At 55.1% G+C, this 19,261-nt stretch carries 16 protein-coding genes and 1 pseudogene; all 17 read left to right on the top strand.

Annotation, left to right across the window (positions count from 1 at the left end):
* Window positions 1-50 precede the first annotated feature (50 nt).
* A complete protein-coding gene (locus tag FHS18_RS01080) occupies window positions 51-1,094 on the top strand; it encodes an ABC transporter substrate-binding protein (protein WP_183596027.1) in 1,044 nt (347 codons plus the stop codon).
* A gap of 134 nt (window positions 1,095-1,228) precedes the next feature.
* On the top strand, window positions 1,229-3,016 hold the full coding sequence (locus FHS18_RS01075; protein ID WP_183596025.1) for a sensor histidine kinase: 1,788 nt from the start codon (window positions 1,229-1,231) through the stop codon (window positions 3,014-3,016).
* Window positions 3,017-3,018: 2 nt separating this feature from the next.
* Window positions 3,019-4,230, top strand: a complete 1,212-nt coding sequence (locus FHS18_RS01070) for a response regulator transcription factor (RefSeq protein ID WP_183596023.1) — start codon at window positions 3,019-3,021, stop codon at window positions 4,228-4,230.
* Window positions 4,227-6,176 carry a substrate-binding domain-containing protein gene (locus FHS18_RS01065; RefSeq protein ID WP_183596021.1) on the top strand — a complete coding sequence of 650 codons (1,950 nt, stop codon included), beginning with the start codon at window positions 4,227-4,229 and terminating at the stop codon, window positions 6,174-6,176. Before FHS18_RS01070 ends, FHS18_RS01065 begins: the two co-directional genes overlap by 4 nt.
* 306 nt (window positions 6,177-6,482) lie before the next feature.
* Window positions 6,483-6,755 (top strand): HPr family phosphocarrier protein, encoded by a 273-nt coding sequence (locus FHS18_RS01060; protein ID WP_183596019.1) that lies wholly within the window; start codon window positions 6,483-6,485, stop codon window positions 6,753-6,755.
* Window positions 6,756-7,309: 554 nt separating this feature from the next.
* Window positions 7,310-8,245: a 1-phosphofructokinase gene (gene pfkB / locus FHS18_RS01055; RefSeq protein ID WP_183596017.1), complete on the top strand. Its 936-nt coding sequence runs from the start codon at window positions 7,310-7,312 to the stop codon at window positions 8,243-8,245.
* Between the two features lie 39 nt (window positions 8,246-8,284).
* Entirely contained in the window at window positions 8,285-9,652 is a 1,368-nt protein-coding gene (locus FHS18_RS01050) for a PTS fructose transporter subunit IIC (protein ID WP_183596015.1), read from the top strand.
* Window positions 9,653-9,690: 38 nt separating this feature from the next.
* Complete coding sequence (locus tag FHS18_RS01045; protein ID WP_183596014.1) at window positions 9,691-10,143, top strand: PTS sugar transporter subunit IIA; 453 nt, start codon at window positions 9,691-9,693, stop codon at window positions 10,141-10,143.
* Between the two features lie 28 nt (window positions 10,144-10,171).
* Complete coding sequence (locus tag FHS18_RS01040) at window positions 10,172-10,444, top strand: HPr family phosphocarrier protein (protein WP_183596012.1); 273 nt, start codon at window positions 10,172-10,174, stop codon at window positions 10,442-10,444.
* A 37-nt stretch (window positions 10,445-10,481) separates the two neighbouring features.
* The gene (gene ptsP, locus FHS18_RS01035; protein ID WP_183596010.1) at window positions 10,482-12,221 is read left to right on the top strand and encodes a phosphoenolpyruvate--protein phosphotransferase; all 1,740 of its coding nucleotides are present in this window, start codon (window positions 10,482-10,484) and stop codon (window positions 12,219-12,221) included.
* A 55-nt stretch (window positions 12,222-12,276) separates the two neighbouring features.
* Window positions 12,277-13,110 carry a DeoR/GlpR family DNA-binding transcription regulator gene (locus FHS18_RS01030; protein ID WP_246427395.1) on the top strand — a complete coding sequence of 278 codons (834 nt, stop codon included), beginning with the start codon at window positions 12,277-12,279 and terminating at the stop codon, window positions 13,108-13,110.
* A gap of 347 nt (window positions 13,111-13,457) precedes the next feature.
* Window positions 13,458-14,471 (top strand): ABC transporter substrate-binding protein, encoded by a 1,014-nt coding sequence (locus FHS18_RS01025; RefSeq protein ID WP_183596008.1) that lies wholly within the window; start codon window positions 13,458-13,460, stop codon window positions 14,469-14,471.
* 103 nt (window positions 14,472-14,574) lie between these two features.
* Entirely contained in the window at window positions 14,575-16,128 is a 1,554-nt protein-coding gene (locus FHS18_RS01020; RefSeq protein ID WP_183597282.1) for a sugar ABC transporter ATP-binding protein, read from the top strand.
* Window positions 16,129-16,167: 39 nt separating this feature from the next.
* Entirely contained in the window at window positions 16,168-17,100 is a 933-nt protein-coding gene (locus tag FHS18_RS01015) for an ABC transporter permease subunit (RefSeq protein ID WP_246427432.1), read from the top strand.
* 303 nt (window positions 17,101-17,403) lie between these two features.
* Window positions 17,404-17,601, top strand: a pseudogene (locus FHS18_RS01010) (RNA polymerase subunit sigma-70); the annotation flags it as partial.
* A 254-nt stretch (window positions 17,602-17,855) separates the two neighbouring features.
* Window positions 17,856-18,032 (top strand): hypothetical protein, encoded by a 177-nt coding sequence (locus FHS18_RS01005; protein WP_183597376.1) that lies wholly within the window; start codon window positions 17,856-17,858, stop codon window positions 18,030-18,032.
* Between the two features lie 443 nt (window positions 18,033-18,475).
* The gene (locus FHS18_RS01000; RefSeq protein ID WP_183596004.1) at window positions 18,476-19,129 is read left to right on the top strand and encodes a hypothetical protein; all 654 of its coding nucleotides are present in this window, start codon (window positions 18,476-18,478) and stop codon (window positions 19,127-19,129) included.
* The last annotated feature ends 132 nt before the right edge of the window (window positions 19,130-19,261 follow it).

Below are 19,261 nucleotides of genomic sequence, written 5' to 3'. Positions count from 1 at the left end.
TTAGTAAGATGAGGTTGTAAACGAATACAAGATATGGGAGGTTATACAAAATGAAACGCAAAAAAGGGCTTGGGTTACTCATGGTAGGGGTTATGATGGCGGGTCTGCTCACAGGCTGCGGCGGCAACAACAACGGGAATTCCGGCAACAATGAGCCGGCCTCCGCACCGGCGAACACCGCGAACGAACAGGAAGCGAATGCGCCGGCAGAAGGCAAGAAACTCGTCGTCGGCTTTGCGCAGATCGGTCAGGAGAGCGGCTGGCGCGATGCGGAGACGGCTTCCATCAAGGAAACGTTCGAGAGCGACCCGAACTTCGAGCTGAAGTTCTCCGACGCGCAGCAGAAGCAGGAGAACCAGATTAAAGCGATCCGTACGTTCATCGCCCAGAAGGTGGACGCCATCGGCCTTGCGCCGGTCGTCGAGTCCGGTTGGGAGACGGTGCTGAAGGAAGCGAAGGATGCGGGGATTCCGGTGTTCCTGCTCGACCGCGGCATTACGAAGGGCAATGAGGATCTATACACGTCGTTCATCGGCTCGGACTTCATTCTCGAAGGACAGAACGCGGCGAAATGGATGACGGACGAATTCGGCACCGACAAACCGGTCAACATCGTGCAGCTGGAAGGAACGGTCGGCGCAAGCGCGGCCAATGACCGCAAGAAGGGCTTCGAGGACGCGATCAAGGATCTGCCGAATTACAAAATCGTGTATTCGCAGACCGGCGATTTCACGCGCGCCAAAGGCAAAGAGGTCATGGAAGCGTACCTGAAGCAGAACAAAGATATTCAAGTCGTCTATGCCCACAATGACGACATGGCGCTCGGCGCGATCCAAGCGATCGAAGAAGCGGGCCTGAAGCCGGGCACCGATATCAAGATCATCGGCGTCGACGGCGTCAAAGCGGCATTCGAAGCGATCGCGGCCGGCAAAATGAACGTGACGGTCGAGTGTAACCCGCTGCTCGGGCCGCAGCTCAAACAAGCGATTCTCGATGTGAAGGCAGGCAAGGAACTCGAGAAATGGATCAAATCCGCTGAGGATGTCTACTTCGGCCAGAAGGCGATCGACGCGCTGCCGAACCGCAAATACTAAGCCCATAACCGGCGAAACTGCGAAAGGATTGTCCTTTACGCAGTTTCGCCTTCTGTATTAAGATAGTCGTAACATAAAATGGATTGGTTTGATCGTCAACAAGGAACGATCAGCATTCCATTAGGGGTATGCCCATGCGATTAATCAACCGTTATCTGGCCGACCGGAGCATCCGGTTCAAGCTGCTGCTGTACTTCGTGCTGATCATTACCGGATCGGTTCTGGCGATCAGCCTCATCGGCAGCTCTATGTATAAGCGTTCCATCGAGCAGCAGGCGAATAAGCAGACGCTGCAGAGCATGAATTTGGTGAAGAACCACGTCCAGGTTTACCTTGACGAGATGGACAATATTGCGTTCTACGTGTCCCGCAGCCGAGAAGTGCTCGAATTCTTGCGATTGACGGAGGGGCAAGGAGCACGGCAGGCCGAGCTTAAGCAACAGCTCATCTATTTGCAGGAGGGCTTCGTGAAGGCACACGCGGAGATTGCCGGCATGGTTATTGTAAGCGCTTCCGGCCAACATGCGGCTTTGCATCTCGAGACCATTACCCGTGACCCGCTGACGATGGAGGGCTGGTACCAGAGCGCGATCGACCATCCCGACGCGATGCAGATGTTCAGCCATCCGATCGGCCGCAATATTCGCATCCCGGCGAACATTAGCGCGGATCACATCCTGTCTTTTGCCAAGGCGATCGTGGATCCGACGACGGGCGAGCCGCTCGGCGTCGTGCTGATCGACATGCAGCTGGGTCTCATTCAGAACATCGTCGAGACGGGGGCATTCGGCAAGAGCGGGTTCGTCTTCATCATGGACGAGAACGGGGGCGTCGTCTATTCGCCGGTCAATCCCATCGTCTATCGGATCTGGGGCGGGGAGATGGAAGGCAGCACCGGCAGCGGCGTGCAGACGATTCGCGGACAGCCGTATCAGATTCTGTACAATACGTTCGTGGATAGCGGCTGGCGCGTCGTCGGCGTGTTTCCCCTGAACGAGTCGCTCGAAGTTGTGACGAACATTCAGCGTTTTACGATCCTGATCGCGATGATCACGCTGCTGACGGCGCTCATTGCCTCCTGGTATCTGACCAACTCGATCGTCCGTCCGCTTAGCAAGCTTCGCAGCCTGATGAAGAAGGTCGAGGAAGGGGAATTGGCGCTGCGGTTCCCGAGCAAGTCGAAGGACGAGATCGGACAGCTCGGCCAAAGCTTCAATAATATGGTCGCGGAGATCGACAATCTGATCGAACTCGTGTACAAGGAGCAGCAAGCCAAGCGGGAGGCCGAGCTTCGGGCGCTGCAGTCGCAGATCAAGCCGCATTTTCTGTACAACACGATGGACACGATCCAGTGGATGGCGATCGACCGCGGAGCGGATGACATCGTGGAGATCGTGGCGGCGCTCACGCTGTTGTTCCGCAACAGCCTGAGCAAGGGGCAGGAGATCATCCCGCTGCGCAATGAAATTCAGCATGTGGAGAGCTACTTGACGATCCAGATGGCGCGGTACGAGGACAAGCTGCGCTGCGAGATCGATATTCCGAAGGAGCTTCATGACTATTACGTGGTCAAAATCATGCTGCAGCCGCTCGTCGAGAACGCAATCTATCACGGCATCAAGCCGAAGTCCGGACCGGGGATGATCCGCATCCGAGGGGAGGCGCATGCCGACTACATGGTGCTCGTCGTCGAGGACGACGGAGCAGGCATCCCGCCCGAGCAGGTCGCGCGGATGAACGATACGCTGTCCCGGGGCAAGAAGAGTCCGGAGGATAACGGCTACGGGCTGTACAATGTGCACGAGAGGATTCAGCTGATCCATGGCCCGGCGTTCGGGCTGACGGTTGCAAGCGAGCTTGGGAGCGGCACGAAGGTGATGCTGCGCCTGCCATTATTACAAAGCCAGCACATGGGGGATTAGAGATGTGGAAGCTGTTGATCGCGGACGATGAGCCGAAGATTCGCCGGGGATTGTCCAAGGTGCTGCCTTGGGAGGAACTCGGCATTACCGTTGTCGCGGAAGCCGAGAATGGGCTTGAAGCGCTGGAGATGTGCCGGCAGCATGAGCCCGATATTCTATTCGTCGATATCTGCATGCCGCACCTGAGCGGCCTCGAATTCATCGAACAGCTGCGGGAGGGAAGCCGCGGAGGGATCGTCATCGTCATCTCGGGGCATGACGAGTTCCGCTATGCGCAGCAGGCGCTGAAGCTCGGTGTTTTCGATTACCTGCTCAAGCCGGTGCAGAAGAGCAAGCTGGCGGAGGTGATCGGCGGCGCGCTCGAGTCGCTGCAGCAGAGCAAGGCGCAGGAGCAGCGGCTGACGTTTATCCAGCACCAGCTGAACCATCATTCCACCGCCATTCGCAACACGTTCCTGACCAAATGGATCGGCGGATTTTTGGAAGCGGGCGAGATCGAGCGGAACATTGCTTTTTTCAACCTGGGCTTAAGCGGGCTGGTTCATCTAATCGTGCTGAAGGCGGTGCCGAATCTGGATATCGGGAAGAAGCGCCGGGTGTGGGACAAGGGGCTGCTCGAGTTCTCGGTGCACAATATCGTCGCGGACGTGCTCGGCCAGATGTCGGTCCCGTCGCATGTCGTCTTCAACGACGCCAAGGGCCATACGATCATTATCGGCAGCATCGGCGGCGGCGATTGGAGGGCGATCTGCGCGAGCATTCAAGGCCAGGTCGAGCTTCTCTTGGAGAAGCCGATCCTCATCGAACAGTCGCCGGCCGTTCACGGCAAGACGGAGCTGTCGGACGCGTATGTGCGGATGCTCGCGTCGATGGAGAATAAGGGAAGCCTCACGCCGCTCGTCATGCTGACCAAATCGTTCATCGAGCGCAACTATCACCAGCCGTCCTTGACGCTGGCCGACGTGGCCGAGGGCATCCAGGTGAGCCCGACTTACCTGAGCAAGCAGCTGAAGAAGGAGCTCGGCCTCTCCTTCATCGATTACCTTACCGAGGTCCGCATTCAGAAGGCGATCCAGCTGCTGAACGATCCTTATATTAAGGTGTACGAGGTGGCCGAGAAAGTCGGGTACAGCAGCCAGCATTATTTCAGCAGCGCGTTCAAAAAAATCACGGGCACTTCGCCGACGCTCTACAAGCGGAGCGGGACGTTATGACGAGCCGCGTGCGGCTATTCATCGTGCTGGCCGCTGCCGCGATTGCCTTCGTCGCGCTCCTCAAGTTGGCCGTCCTTCCGCTGCTCGGCAGTACGAATGAGGAGCACTACCGGTACGTCATCGGGGTATCGCAGCCGAACTTGAGCGATCCTTGGCTGGTCGCGATGAATGAAGAGGTGCGCGCGGAGGTGCGCAAGCACTCGAATCTGCAGGTCATCTTCACCGATGCGGCGCAGAACAGCCAGCAGCAGCGCGCGGATGTGGAGAAGCTGGTCAGCTACGGGATCGACCTGCTCATAATCTCGCTGGACGATCCGATGGCCCTGACGGAGACGATCAGCGAGGTATATGCCAAAATTCCCGTCATCGTGCTCGGCCGCGGCGTCACCGATTACGACTACACGCTCTATATCGGGACCGATAACGAGATGATCGGCCGCAAGGCCGGCGAGTTCGCCGCCGAGCTGCTGAAGGAGCAAGAGCGTGAAGGGCGTATCATCGAGCTGCAGGGGGTGGACGATTCCCCGACGGTCGAGGAACGCAGCGAAGGATTCGAATCGGCGCTCGACGGATCGGGGTTCGAGACGATCGAACGCTTCCATGCCGATTGGCAGCGGGATAAGGCGGAGGATCTGCTCCTGTCTTGGTTCAACCGCCAGCAGGATGGCGTCGATCTCATCTTCGCGCACAATGAAGCGATGGCGATCGGCGCTTTTCAGGCAGTCAAGCGAGCGGGGCTTACCGACATCGACATTATCGGCATCGACGGCGTCAATACGACGAGCAGCAGCCGTCAGCTTGTCGCGGACAACAAGCTGACGGCCACGTTCACGAGTCCTACCGGAGGCAAGGAAGCGATCCGTTATGCAATCGACATTCTGAACAAGGAAAAGGGCATTCCGAAGAAGGTCATTCTGCGCAGCGAGAAGGTGACGGCTGAATCGGAGACCGGCGGAGAAGAGAACGCCATGGCCGGCGCAGCAGGCGGAGAAGACAGCGGCAGCAATGAAGGGATCGACAGCGATTATGTCCCGGGAAATATTAGCGGCATAAAGGACCGGAACGAGAAACCGATCGTGCTCGGTTTCGCCCAGGTCGGCACCGAGAGCGGGTGGCGGATCGCCCACACGAACTCCGTCATGAGCGCCGCGCAGAATGCGGGCATCCAGCTGCTGTACGAGAACGCGGAGCAGTCTCAAGAGCGCCAGGTAGAGATTATCCGCGAGTTCATCCGGAAGAAGGTCGACGTGATCGCCTTCTCGCCGAAGACGGAGACCGGCTGGGATGAAGTGCTCCAGGAAGCCAAGGAGGCCGGCATTCCGGTCATCCTGTCCGACCGGGAAGTGAAGGCGGCGGATGATACGCTGTGGACGTCGTACATCGGTTCGGATTTCCGCGATGAAGGGCGGCGCGCGGCCAGCTGGCTGCTCGGCGAGGCGGAGCCAGACCGCAGCTACAATATTATCGAGCTGCAGGGCACGCCGGATTCCGCGCCGGCGATCGGACGCAAGCGCGGCTTCGACGAGGGGATCGCGGGCGATGAGCGGTTCCGGCTGATCGCCTCGTACGAGGGCGATTTTACGAGAGGGAAGGGCAAAGAACTGATGGAGCGTGCGCTGCGCACTTACGGCGGCGACATTCACGTGGTCTACGCCCACAACGACGATATGGCGCTCGGGGCGATCCAAGCGATCGAGAATTACGGGCTTAAGCCGGGGAAGGACATCATCCTCATCTCCGTCGATGCGACGAAGGCGGCGCTGAAGGCGATCAGCATCGGCAAGCTGAACCTTGCCGTCGAATGCAGCCCGCTGCTCGGTCCGCAGCTGATGAAAGCGGTGAAGGATCTCCTTGGCGGGCAGGAGCTGCCGATGAAGATCATTACTTCGGAAGGGATGTTCACGCAGAGCCTCGCGAAGAAGGTGCTGGCGAGCCGGGATTATTAGCTTGCCGGCGTTCGCTTGATCGGAATAAATTCCCACCGTTGCAGGCTTGAATTTGGGGCCAGCCCCGGTATAATTGTATCCTGTTGCGGCGACGATGACTACAAGGTATCGACTCATCCATGAGCGAGTGCCGCGTATTCTGAGCGTGGATTCGTGACTGCGGCTGTGTGCGCCAATTGCTTGCGTTGAGCGAATTTTGGGCTCGATACATCTTGCAGTGGACGGCCATTGCCGCTTAGAGTAGGAACAGTAGTAATTGAAGGCTTACGCGGCCATGATACAACTAGAAGAACGGAGGATTACCAAATGGTTTCACGTGATTTGACCTTGCAGAATGAGAGCGGGTTCCATATCTACCCCGCCAAGCAGTTTACGGAATTGGCGTCCCGCTACATCTCGAGCGTATCGGTGACGGTAAAGGCGACATCCACGACGGTCGATGGCAAGAGCATTCTCGGCCTCATGACGCTTGGATTATCCAAGGGCGCACAGATTACCGTAACGGTCGAAGGACCGGACGAAGCGGTAGCGCTGCAGAACTTGAGCGAACTGATCGAGACTAAGTTCGGCGAAGAATAAGCGAGGACTCATGCTGCTTCGCTAGCGCGTTCACGGCGTACGCCATGCGGATGAAGGGTCTCAAGAAAGAACAGCTGCTGCGGCAGCTGTTCTTTTTTTATGGAAGAATGGATAAGTATCACGCGCATCCGATCAGCTGGTATGTCTCCGGAATGAGGGACGTCCAGCGACAAAGGTCGGCGATCACCCGTTTCACTTTGCGTGCTCGAATGTGATCGTTTGCCCGTGCCTATCTGAAGGGGCGGCTGTTCGATCCAGTTTAGATGCCAATGGCGATCGTCTACTCCTTGCGATGGGGAGTTATGGAGGAGCAGGAAGACGTATGAAAAACCGCTCCAGCGGTACTTTACGAGAAGGTGGATAAGTTGAGTCGAGTCAGTCATAAACAATCATATATGAAAACGCTTTACAAATCATAAACGATCACATATAATCAAAATCACCAAATATTTCACTTTGAATACGCAATCATCGTGCTCATATGAGCAAGAGGTAAGCACTTATGCATGCAATGAGCAAAACCAATCCATCCACTAAGCAAAGGAACGACAGCGATGAAACGAATAATGACCGTAACCTTGAATCCCGCTATCGATAAGACCGTTACCGTTGATCAGTTGACTGTCGCAGGGCTGAACCGAATTAAAGAGATTCGTGTCGATCCCGGCGGCAAAGGGATTAACGTAGCCAAGGTGCTGCTCCAATTCGGCTCCCCGGTGAATGCATGGGGTTTCCAAGCCGGCATGGAAGGACAACTGCTCATGCAGATGCTGGAAGAGATCGGCATTCCGTCGAGCTTCTTTCAGACGCCGGGCAAGAGCAGGACGAATCTGAAAGTGGTCGATGAGACGACGAAGCAAACGACGGAACTGAACGAGATGGGGCAGCAGCCGAGCGATCAAGCCATACGCGAGTTCCTCGAAGCTTTCGAAGCCGAGATGAAGCGCACTTCGATTCTCGTACTCGGAGGAAGCCTCCCGCCGGGGTTGCCGCAAGACTTCTACCGCACGCTCACCGAGATTGCCGGCAAGAACGGCGTTCGCACCTTGCTGGACGCCGACGGGGACGCGCTCGCAGCCGGAATTGAAGCCGGACCATATGCGATCAAGCCGAATCTGCATGAGCTTCAACTGCTCGTAGGCCAGCAGCTGACGAGCGATGAAGCGATTGTAACGGCAGCCCGCAAACTGCTAGCTGGGGGAACGGAATACGTGGCCGTATCGATGGGTGCGGAAGGCGCGCTCATCGTGCACCGGGAAGGGACCTTCCGGACTCGCCCGTTCCCGATCACGCCGATCAGCACTGTCGGGGCAGGCGATTCGATGGTCGCCGCGATGGCGCACTGCATGAACGAGGAGATGCCGATCGAAGAGATGGTCCGCTGGATGACGGCAGCCGGATCGATTACCGCCTCGAAACCGGGCACGGACGTCTGCACGTTAGACGAAGTGCTGCGGAAGTTAAGCGAAGTAGAAGTAACCCGTGTATAACGACAAGCATGAATCATCATTCCTTGGGGGGAAAATACGATGAAGAAGATTTTGGCAGTCACCGCATGTCCAACGGGCGTCGCCCACACGTATATGGCGGCTGAATCGCTAATGAAGAAAGCCAGAGAGAGACAGATCGAGCTCAAAGTCGAGACGCGCGGCGCCGTAGGGGTCGAGAACGAGCTGACCGAACAGGAAATCGCCGAAGCGCATGCGATCATCGTGGCAGCGGATACCGACGTCCTCGAATCGCGCTTCGCCGGCAAGCCGGTCGTACGCGTGCCTGTCGCTCAGGCGATCCGCAATCCAGACGGGTTGCTCGATGAAGCTATGGCCAAAGAAGCTTCCGCGCCTGCCAGTCTGCAAGCACAAGTGGCCCAGACCAAAGAAGCGCGGAGTAAAGGCCGCAGCGGATTCTACAAGCATCTGATGACCGGCGTATCCGCGATGCTGCCGCTCGTCGTGGCAGGAGGACTGTTGATCGCGCTCTCCTTCACCTTCGGCATCAAAGCGTTCGAAGAGGAAGGGACGCTCGCGGCTGCGCTTATGAGTATCGGTGGAGGCGCAGCATTTAAGTTGATGGTACCGATTCTGGCCGGATTCATCGCCTTCTCGATCGCCGAGAAGCCGGGGCTTGCGCCAGGTCTGATCGGAGGAATGCTGGCTGATCAACTCGGCGCAGGGTTCCTCGGCGGTATTCTAGCCGGTTTCCTCGCAGGTTACACGGCGCATTATCTGAAGATCGGCATCAAGCTCCCGCGCAACTTCGAAGGACTGAAGCCGATTCTGATCATTCCGCTGCTTGCTTCGGCCATTACGGGTCTGCTCATGATTTATGTCATCGGCGAACCGGTCAAATTCGTCATGGACAGCTTGGCGGATTGGCTGACATCGATCGGCTCGACGAATGCGGCGCTGCTTGGTCTGCTGCTCGGGGCAATGATGGCGTTCGATATGGGCGGTCCGGTTAACAAAGCGGCCTATACGTTTGCGGTTGGCCTGCTCGCAAGCCAAGTATACGGCCCGATGGCTGCGGTCATGGCTGCAGGGATGACGCCTCCGCTCGGTCTGTGGCTGGCGACCCTGATCGCCAAGAAGAAATTCACGCAGGAAGAGAAGGATGCGGGCAAATCGGCAGGCGTCCTCGGAATTTCGTTCATTACGGAAGGCGCGATTCCATTCGCGGCGAGCGATCCGATTCGCGTCATCCCGTCGATCGTCACAGGTTCCGCGGTAACCGGCGCGCTCGCGATGGCGTTCAACACGACGTTGCAAGCCCCGCACGGCGGCATCTTCGTCCTTGCCATCCCTAATGCGGTCAGCCATGTCGGGCTGTATGCGCTGGCGATTGCGGTCGGTACGGTCGTGACGGCGCTTATGCTGAAGATCCTGAAGAAACCGGTATAATATAACTCATTATCTAACTTTCTAGGAGGACTATAACCATGAATATCAAAGAACTGCTTCACGAACAATCGATCCTGATCCCGCTTGCTGCCGCGAGCAAAAACGAAGTGATGGAGAAGCTCGTCGACGCGCTTGTCGCAAGCGGCGCCGTACACGACCGCGAGGCATACCTCGGAGCGCTTCACAACCGGGAAGCGACGGGCTCTACGGGCATCGGCTTCCGCGTTGCGATTCCGCACGGCAAATCGTCCGGCGTGACGAAACCGGCGCTTGCTTTTGCCAAGTTGGCGGAGCCGATCGACTGGGATTCGCTGGACGGTCAGCCCGTAACGGGCGTGTTCATGATCGCGGTGCCGGAAGCTGCGGCAGGCAATGAGCATTTGCAGATTCTGATCGCCATTTCGCGCAAGCTGATCGACGACGAGTTCCGCGAGCGTCTGCTCGCCGTGGAAGACGCAGCGACGTTGAACGATCTGCTCGGCGCTATTTAATAGAAGGAACGAAACGGAGGACATCACGATGATCAAGCATGAGACGACGATTCGCAACGAGAGCGGCTTCCATATCCGCCCTGCGCAATTGTTTACGGAGACGGCTGCAAGATATGCCTCGAATATATCGGTGACGGTGAACGGGACTTCGACGACCGTAGACGGCAAGAGCATTCTGGGCTTGATGACGCTGGGGCTGTCCAAGGGAGCCGAGATTACGATCACGTCAGACGGCGCGGATGAAGCAGAGGCGATCCGAGCGCTGATCGAACTGGCAGAGAGCGGATTCGGAGAAAACTAGAACATAGAGCCAGGCTCTTGGAGAGGAGAAACTGGAGATGACAGTAGAAACCCTATTTCACGGCATCGGCGTATCGGAGGGGGCACGGATCGGCCGTGCCTTCGTCTATCGGCCGATTCGCATCGAAGACGCGCTTAGTTTGAAGACGGACCAACCGGAAGCGGAGCTCGAAGCGCTTCGGCTTGCCAAACAGCGCTGCATAGAGGAACTAGAGCAGCTGATCGAACATACGGCGCAGACGCTGGGCGAAGAGAAGGCGGTCATTCTGAAAGGGCAAGTCAGCATGCTGAACGATCCGTCGTTCTACCCGCCGATGGAGAACGCGATTCGCCTGGAGCAGTGGGCGGCAGAGACGGCGGTTAGCCAGATCGTCACGAAGACGGCCGCCTTGTTCGAGAGCATGACTAGCGCCTACATGCAAGAGCGGGCTTCCGATGTTCGGGACGTCGGCGCGAGACTGCTGATGCATGTCAAAGGCAGCGGCGGCGGAAGGCTTGGCGATATTCAAGAGGAGGTCATCTTGGTCGCGGACGATCTGACGCCGTCGGATACGGTGCAGCTGGACAAGCAGCTCGTCCGCGCCTTCGTCACTCGAATCGGCGGCAAGACTTCCCATACCGCCATACTGGCGAATTCGCTCCGCATTCCGGCCATCCTGGGAGCAGGCGACGCCGTGGACGATATTCAGACCGGGGATCTGCTTGCGATCGATGGCGCTACAGGGGAGATCATCGTTCACCCGAGCGAGGGAACGATAGCCGGTTATGAGGCGGTTATGGCCACACAGCAGGAAGAACAGCAGGGCTTGGCTCAATACGCCACGCGTGAAGCGGTGACCACTGATGGCCACCGCGTCGAGATCGCGGCGAACATCGGGACGCCGGAGGAAGCGCAAGGTCTAGTCGCGCAAGGCGCGGAGGCCGTCGGCTTGTACCGCACGGAATTCCTGTTCATGAGCCGCAGCCAGATGCCGGATGAGGAGACGCAGTATCGCGCCTACCGCGAAGCGGTGGAGGCGATGGAGGGACGTCCGGTTGTCATCCGCACCTTAGATATTGGCGGGGATAAAGAACTTCCTTATCTCGATCTGCCCAAAGAGATGAATCCGTTCCTCGGCTACCGGGCGATCCGGCTCTGCCTGGACGAGCGTGAACTGCTCATGACGCAGCTGCGTGCGATCCTTCGCGCGAGCGCGCATGGTCCGGTCAAAATCATGTTCCCGATGATCTCCGGCATGCAGGAGTGGCGCGAGGCCAGGGAAATGGTCATGGCCGTACGCTACCAGCTGGAGCAGGACGGCGTGGAAGTCGGGGAGCGGATCGAACTCGGCATTATGGTCGAGATCCCGTCCGCCGCGCTGCAAGCGGACCGTTTTGCGCGCGAGGTCGATTTCTTCAGCATCGGGACGAACGATCTCGTGCAGTACACGCTGGCCGTCGACCGGATGAACGAGAAAGTCGCGGATCTGTACGATTACTTCCATCCTGCGGTGCTGCGCCTGATCAAGCGCGTCATCGACGCTTCGAATGTGGAAGGCAAGTGGACCGGCATGTGCGGCAGCATGGCGGGCGACCCGCTGGCGGCGCCGCTCTTGATCGGTTTGGGCCTGCACGAGTGGAGCATGTCCCCAGCCGCGATGCATAAGGTGAAGCAAGTCATCACGAGCAGCAGCCGCGAAGCGTGCCGGGCGCTCGCCGAGCGCGTGCTCGACATGGACTCGGCCGCAGAGGTTAGAGAAGCGCTGCAAGCTTTTGCGGGGACGCATTCGAAGAACTGACGATTATAACCGACACCATGGCGAAGACACCTTGCATTTGGGGTGTCTTTTGTCCATGATGGTAATTGACGAAACCGTAATCGCATTACAGGAGATGAGCATCATGTATGAAGTCGAGCGCAAACGCCGCATTCTGGAACTGCTCCAGGAACATCAGCGGGTAGACGTCCAAGGACTCAATCAGATTCTTCAAGTATCGGATTCAACCATTCGACGGGACTTGAAGGAACTCGAAGACCAGAATTTGCTCAAACGTACGCACGGCGGCGCTGTGCCGGTGCAGAATGTCAACTTCGAACCGACATTCGTGGAGAAGGAGATCAACAACAGTGACCGGAAGAGGCTGATCGCGAAGAAAGCAGTGGAGCAGATTCGCGAGAATGACGTGATCCTGCTGGATTCCGGAACGACGATGCTTTATCTCGCCATGGAATTGAAGCGCTTTCGGAAGCTGACCGTCGTAACGAACGGGATCCCGATCGCGCAAGAGCTGGAGGCTGCGGAAGGCATTGACCTCATCCTGATCGGAGGGTCGCTGCGCAAAGGCATCCTGTCGCTGGTCGGACCGTTCGCGGAGCAAATTCTGAGCCAGCTTCACGTGGACAAAGCGTTCATCGGCACGAATGCGATTCACGCTGAAGAGGGACTGAGTACGCCGAACATTGATGAAGCGACCATCAAGCGTAAGATGATCGCTTGCGCGAACAAAGCAATTCTGCTGGCCGATTCGTCCAAGATCGGCGATGTCAATCTGGTGAAGTTCGCTGCGCTTGGCGACATTGACCTGTTCATAACGGATGATGAGGCTCCGGAAGAAAGACTGCGGGAGATCGAAGCGAAAGGGGTCGAGATTAGAATCGTCGATGGCGACGGCGGGAAGAAGGCGTAGCAAGGGATGGCGTGCGCCCGCCATCTGACTGATATTGTAACCGCTTGCATAATGAGAGGGGTGATGCCTTTAGCACAAGGATCAGCTATGTCCGACGCAATAAGAGGGAGCAGGTCTTGAATTTCATCATGTCACCAGACGCATGTAACAAAGGAAAACGAGTGTAAACAACGGCGACCACGGCAATGGTAAAAGCCCAGTTGTTACACCCGTCTATTCGACCTGCCCGCAAAACCGGATCGGTATACGCAAGCTAGTCTATTTGTATTGTCCTCGAAAAGGCTGCGGGAATCAAGAGCAGCCAAGTAAGCAAATATGTCTTTTCATTCTAGATCGGAGGTCATGTCATGAAAACATATAAAACCAAAGCGCTCGCCTTGCTCGTTCTCTCCTTTATGCTGGTGCTATCGGCCTGTTCGACAGGCAACTCGAATAACGGCGGGTCGACTGCCGCAGCGGAGGACGGTCAGGCTGCGGCTGGCGGCAATGCCAAGACAGACGACGGGAAGGCCGAGAAGAAGCTGAAGATCGGCCTAACGGTGCCGACGCTCGGCAACCCGTTCTTCGTCGCGATGTCCAAAGGCGCGGAGGAGGTGGCGGCCAAATATAACGCGGAGGTAATCGTGGTCAGTGCCGACCATGATCTGGCGAAGCAAACCCAGCAGTTCGAGGATTTCATTACGCAGAAGGTCGATCTGATCCTGCTCAGCCCGTTCGATTCCAAAGGCATCGCCGCCGCGGTCCAACAAGCCAAAGCAGCCGGCATCCCGGTCGTTGCGCTCGACGGAAATGCGGAGGGCGGCATCGATTCGGTCGTCATGTCGGATAATGTGCAGGCTGGCCGTCTGGCCGGCGAATACCTGGCGAAGCGCTTGAACGGCAAAGGCAATATCGTTATTATCGACGGTCCTCCCGTATCGGCGGTCATCGACCGTATCAAAGGCTTCAACGAAGTACTTGCCCAATATCCGGATATTAAGGTCGTGGCGAATCAGAATGGCGAAGGCAATCGGGAGAAAACGCTGACGCTGATGGAGAACGTCCTGCAGGCGAACAAACAGATCGACGCCGTGTTCTGCATAAACGATGAGGAAGGCGTAGGCGCGAAGATTGCCCAGGAGCAGGCCGGGCGGTCCGAGGAGTTCTTCATCGTCGGCGTTGACGGAGCGCCGAGCGCGGCCGATGCGATCAAGGAGAAGAAGAGCTATGCGGCAACGTCTGCCCAATTCCCGAATCAGATGGCGATTCAAGGCGTGGAACTCGCGAGGAAAGTCATTAATGGCGAGACGGTCGAGCCGCAGATCCTTATCCCGACGGAATTAATCACGCAGGATAATGTCGATTCCTACAAGGGTTGGTAATCGTTACGTACATGAACCCGGCATAGCGGTGCCGAGTATGGAGCCGCTTCTTGCCAGGGTAAATCGAAAGTTTCCAGCATAGTAGGGGGTGGCGGAAGTGGCGATGGTACACGAAACGAATGCGTTGGAAGCGCGTGTACAGAGCGGCCATGAGGCGCCTGTGATGCGGATGGAGGAGGTGAACAAATCGTTCTCCGGCGTTCAGGTGCTACATGACATGCAGATCGAGCTCTACAAAGGCGAGGTTCACGCGCTGATGGGCGAGAACGGCGCAGGCAAGTCGACCTTGATGAAGATTATGGCAGGCGTCCATCGCCCGGATTCCGGTACGATTCGGTACAAAGGGCAGGAGGTGAGCTGGCATAATCCGATGGAAGCTAGAGACCGTGGCATCAGCGTCATCCACCAGGAGATCAGCCTATCGCCGAATCTTAGCATCGGGGAGAACATTCTGATGGGGACGAAGCTCCCGAAGAATCGGTTCGGACTCGTCCAGTGGGCGCGAATCTATGACCGGGCAGCGCATATCCTTCAGTCTATCGGGTCCACCTTGAACCCGAAAGCCTATGTGTCCACGCTGAGCATCGCGGAGCAGCAGATGGTCGAGATCGCGCGCGCGTTGTCGTTTCATTCGGAAGTGCTCATTATGGACGAACCTACAGCATCCCTGACGGACAAAGAAATCGAGAAGCTGTTCGCCATTATCGCGGATTTGAAGCAAAGGGGCGTCGCGATCGTCTATATTTCCCATCGCATGGACGAAATCTTCCGGATCTCGGACCGGTTCACCGTTCTGCGTGATGGGAGATGGGTTGACAGCGGTCCGGTCGAGGAGACGAATCCGGATCATTTGGTGAAGCTGATGGTCGGCCGGGAGATCAAGGATCTGTTCCAGCGTACACCATCTTCCCAAACGGCTGGCACGAAGACGCCGGTGCTCGAGCTGCAGAATGTCAGCGACAAGCGGACGGTGAAGGGCGTATCGCTGAAGCTGTATCCCGGCGAGATTGTAGGTCTGGCCGGCCTGGTCGGCGCGGGGCGGACGGAACTGGTACGGACGATCTTCGGCATGTCAGGATTGCACGGAGGCGAGATTCTCATGGACGGGTATCCGGTGCAGATCGTTTCTCCGTCGGATGCGATCAAGCATGGGATCGCCCATGTGCCGGAGAGCCGGAAAGAGCAGGGGTTATTCCCCAACTTGTCGGTGAAGGAAAATATGCTGATGGCGCAGCTTCATGCCTATCGAAGCGGCGGCAAGCTGCAGGCGAGCCGAATGAATGAGGAGGCGGAAGGCTATATTCGCAAGCTTGGCGTCAAGACCGCTTCGAAGGAACAGAATGTGATGGGGCTAAGCGGCGGAAATCAACAAAAAGTCGTCATTGCCAGATGGCTGTCGATCGGGCCCAAAGTACTGCTGTTGGACGAACCGACGCGCGGCGTTGATATCGGGGCCAAGACCGAGATCCATAAGATCATCAGCAAGCTGGCGGAGGAAGGGTTGGCCGTTCTGATGATCTCCTCCGAACTGCCGGAGATTCTCGGCGTCAGCGACCGCATCCTCGTCATGCACGAAGGGAAAATTACCGCTGAGCTGCCGAGGCAGGAAGCGACGCAAGAAACGATCATGTACTACGCAACGGGGGGGCGGCCATAGATGCAGACGGATATCCAGGCGGCAGCCGGGCATGCGCCGATGAACCGGCAGAGGCTGCTTCATCTATTCAACCAGCTCGGAATGCTCATCATTCTGATGCTGCTTATTGCGGCGATGGCCGTGTTCGCGCCGAATTTCATGGAAGTAACCAATATGTTGAACATCCTGAAGCAGGCATCGATCACGGCCATACTGGCGGCTGGGATGACAATCGTCATCTTAACGGGCGGCATCGACCTGTCCGTCGGCTCGACGCTGGCCTTGTCCGGCGTTCTTTCGGTCATGATGTCGAATGCGGGCGTTCACCCCGTCATCGCCATGCTCGCCGGTGCAGCTGTAGGCTGCGCGGCAGGATCGATCAACGGTTATCTGACCGCTGTGCCGAAGCTGCCCTCCTTCGTCGTTACGCTTGGCAGCATGACGTACTTGCGCGGCCTCGCTTTCGTGGTGAGCGGCGGCTATCCGATCGCGCTTGAGAACAGTCTGTTCAAATTCGTCGGCTCAGGCGATATCCTCGGGATTCCGACGCCAATCTACATCATGGCGATCGTCTATGTCGTAATGTTCTATGTCTTGAAGTACACGATGTTCGGGCGGCATATCTATGCGATCGGCGGGAATGAAGAAGCTGCCCGTCTGACCGGGATCAAAGTCGAGCGCTCGCTCATCAAGGTCTATGCCATCAGCGGCTTGCTCGCCGGGATCGCGGGCGTCGTCATGACCGGCCGTTTATTCTCCGCGCAGCCGACCGGGGGCACCGGCTACGAGCTGGATGCGATCGCGGCCGTCGTGCTCGGCGGCACCAGTTTCGTCGGCGGTTTCGGCCGTATCCAAGGCACGATTATCGGCGTATTGGTCATTGGCGTACTGACGAATGGACTAGTGCTGCTGAACGTTGACTTCTACTGGCAAATGATCGTTAAAGGAGGCGTCATCGTAGCGGCCGTGCTGCTGGACCGCATTCGGCGGTAACCGCATGGCACACAGGAACAAAAAAAGCGTTAAGGGCACCGACTGAACCGGTCACAGCGATGTGGCCGGTTTTTGCCGCGAATGGGGTGAGTATTCTAGGTGCCGAACCGGATCGGGCGCTGGCAGCAACATTCTAGTTAACCTTGGGATCACGGGCTGAATCGCATACGAAATTATAATTGTAATAGCCTGGCGTACAGGCACGGATAGGCCGACGCCCACATACATTATAGAACAGACTTCACGAATGCGAGGATCATCTCTGCTCACTCGCGCCCAATCAGCATGGAGGTGGACCATTCAATGCCTGGCTTATTCGCGGCGATCGCCCTGTTCATTAAACAACTGACAATGCTCGTGTCCTACGTCAAGAACAACGCATTCCCCCAGCCGCTGCATGAAGAAGAAGAACTGAAGCACCTGCAGCTCATGGCGGAGGGCAACCAGCATTCACGCAATTTGTTGATCGAACATAACTTACGGCTTGTAGCGCACATAGTCAACACGATGTGAACACGACCCGATGTATTGTAGTTGGACAAGCAAGGCTATTTTGGAATACGTGCAATGTTTAAGTAGTAAGATTCAACAATCTTTTGTTTGAATTAAGCGTCTTTAAGGCTCCTAACATTATGTCAAAAAAGCATTATATTCTTTGTCGGAAAATGAGTTATACTATGATTCGGTATTGATTTTAAAATTTTTGCATTTCTGTATAACTTGTTACCCTTTATGGAGTACTGGGGGAAATCCATTTGAGCGGAAAACGCGTAGTTACTAATGAACAAAGTGTATCTCAAGACTGTGAATACATATCTTATCGTAATAAAGTTACTCATCGTGTTGGACCTTCCATCCATGGTACAGGAGAAAAGAAATACGTTAAACTCATCAGTGGTAAAGTTGATGATAAAAAGCCTTCATTTGCATAAATCGGCTAATCGTAACAATAGATACGATTAGCCGATTTATTTATTTGCTTTCATTTGCTGAGGCAGTTCGGACATATGGCGCTTCGCTCGTTACGCGAGGATTGATTAACCGCCGAAAGTGACGAAGCAGTCAGCAACAGATTCAGGTTGCCACTGATCGGTTTATTATGGAAAGTTCCTAAATGCTCATGGCCTACAACGAAAAGTAGAGAATGTAGCAATACAAGCGAAATCGCGATTTTTAAGCAAGACAAGAACTTGCTTACATTGATGCGACTTTATAGTTTGTATCTAGTAACAAGATCTTAATTTGAAAAAGACAAGTAGCTCTTCCTAAAGTGTGAAACCATTTATAAACAACAGTTCGCCATATATGTGCCCTGTTCAATCTTAAAGGTAACTTATATTATAACTTTGTTGAATAATCAAGAAAGGGAGTTTACATGATGGTAAGGAAACTTACAGTTACTAACTCTGCATTATATAAAATATACATCACCGAACTATATGAATTGGCTCTTTCAATAGATAGTAAAATTAAAGTTCTCTTTGATAAAACGATACTACCAAAGGAGGGTCATTCATGTAATTACTCAAAGGATTGTTTAGATCTTATCAATGAAATTTTAATTAAAGCTGCAAATATAAAACGACTCGTTAAGGGTGCATCTTACCAAAATAGAAATGAAAAAAACGACGTTTATTTACTAAGAAAGCAAAGAGAGAGTTTATTTCGTGATTTACTGAAAGGAATTGACATGTCTCTTATTTTTAGCGTCAAATTAAGAAATACCTTGGAGCATTTAGAGGAATATTTAGATGTTGAGAATTTTAATATACGACAAGGTAAGAGAAAACATATTAAATACTTTGCCTATAACCGAGTGATTTCACATTGGTCAATGATAAATGTCCCATCAATTCCTGTGAAAGTATATGTGGCAAGTGAGTATACTTTTTATAATCTCGATTGGTCTGTTAATATACTGGAATTGAAAAAAACAGTAAGTGAAATACACCAGACTTTAGATATGAAAGGGGTTAATCATTTTTCTGACGATCCTTTTTTTATATCAGGTTTAATAAAAATAAAATAATAGTTAGTCATGTTCTCTTCGCAATTTTTGATTAAACATGAAAGACTTGTCAAAATATAAAAAGCAACTTGAAAAAGTTGCTTTTAAGAAAGGAGAAACTATTTAACTTTATATTGGATTTCTTAGATAGGT

The sequence above is a fragment of the Paenibacillus phyllosphaerae genome (assembly GCF_014192105.1).
GTDB classification, from domain to species: domain Bacteria; phylum Bacillota; class Bacilli; order Paenibacillales; family Paenibacillaceae; genus Paenibacillus_Z; species Paenibacillus_Z phyllosphaerae.
This window is presented reverse-complemented; position numbering and strand designations above follow the sequence as displayed.

Bases quoted from the DNA above. Each gene is read 5' to 3' on its own strand.
- FHS18_RS01015 (WP_246427432.1), top strand. From the start codon at position 16,168: ATGAACCGGCAGAGGCTGCTTCATCTATTCAACCAGCTCGGAATGCTC.
- FHS18_RS01045 (WP_183596014.1), top strand. From the start codon at position 9,691: ATGAATATCAAAGAACTGCTTCACGAACAATCGATCCTGATCCCGCTT.
- FHS18_RS01040 (WP_183596012.1), top strand. From the start codon at position 10,172: ATGATCAAGCATGAGACGACGATTCGCAACGAGAGCGGCTTCCATATC.
- FHS18_RS01065 (WP_183596021.1), top strand. From the start codon at position 4,227: ATGACGAGCCGCGTGCGGCTATTCATCGTGCTGGCCGCTGCCGCGATT.
- FHS18_RS01075 (WP_183596025.1), top strand. From the start codon at position 1,229: ATGCGATTAATCAACCGTTATCTGGCCGACCGGAGCATCCGGTTCAAG.
- FHS18_RS01080 (WP_183596027.1), top strand. From the start codon at position 51: ATGAAACGCAAAAAAGGGCTTGGGTTACTCATGGTAGGGGTTATGATG.
- FHS18_RS01050 (WP_183596015.1), top strand. From the start codon at position 8,285: ATGAAGAAGATTTTGGCAGTCACCGCATGTCCAACGGGCGTCGCCCAC.
- FHS18_RS01070 (WP_183596023.1), top strand. From the start codon at position 3,019: ATGTGGAAGCTGTTGATCGCGGACGATGAGCCGAAGATTCGCCGGGGA.
- FHS18_RS01030 (WP_246427395.1), top strand. From the start codon at position 12,277: ATGATGGTAATTGACGAAACCGTAATCGCATTACAGGAGATGAGCATC.
- FHS18_RS01060 (WP_183596019.1), top strand. From the start codon at position 6,483: ATGGTTTCACGTGATTTGACCTTGCAGAATGAGAGCGGGTTCCATATC.
- FHS18_RS01025 (WP_183596008.1), top strand. From the start codon at position 13,458: ATGAAAACATATAAAACCAAAGCGCTCGCCTTGCTCGTTCTCTCCTTT.
- FHS18_RS01020 (WP_183597282.1), top strand. From the start codon at position 14,575: ATGGTACACGAAACGAATGCGTTGGAAGCGCGTGTACAGAGCGGCCAT.
- ptsP (WP_183596010.1), top strand. From the start codon at position 10,482: ATGACAGTAGAAACCCTATTTCACGGCATCGGCGTATCGGAGGGGGCA.
- pfkB (WP_183596017.1), top strand. From the start codon at position 7,310: ATGAAACGAATAATGACCGTAACCTTGAATCCCGCTATCGATAAGACC.
- FHS18_RS01000 (WP_183596004.1), top strand. From the start codon at position 18,476: ATGATGGTAAGGAAACTTACAGTTACTAACTCTGCATTATATAAAATA.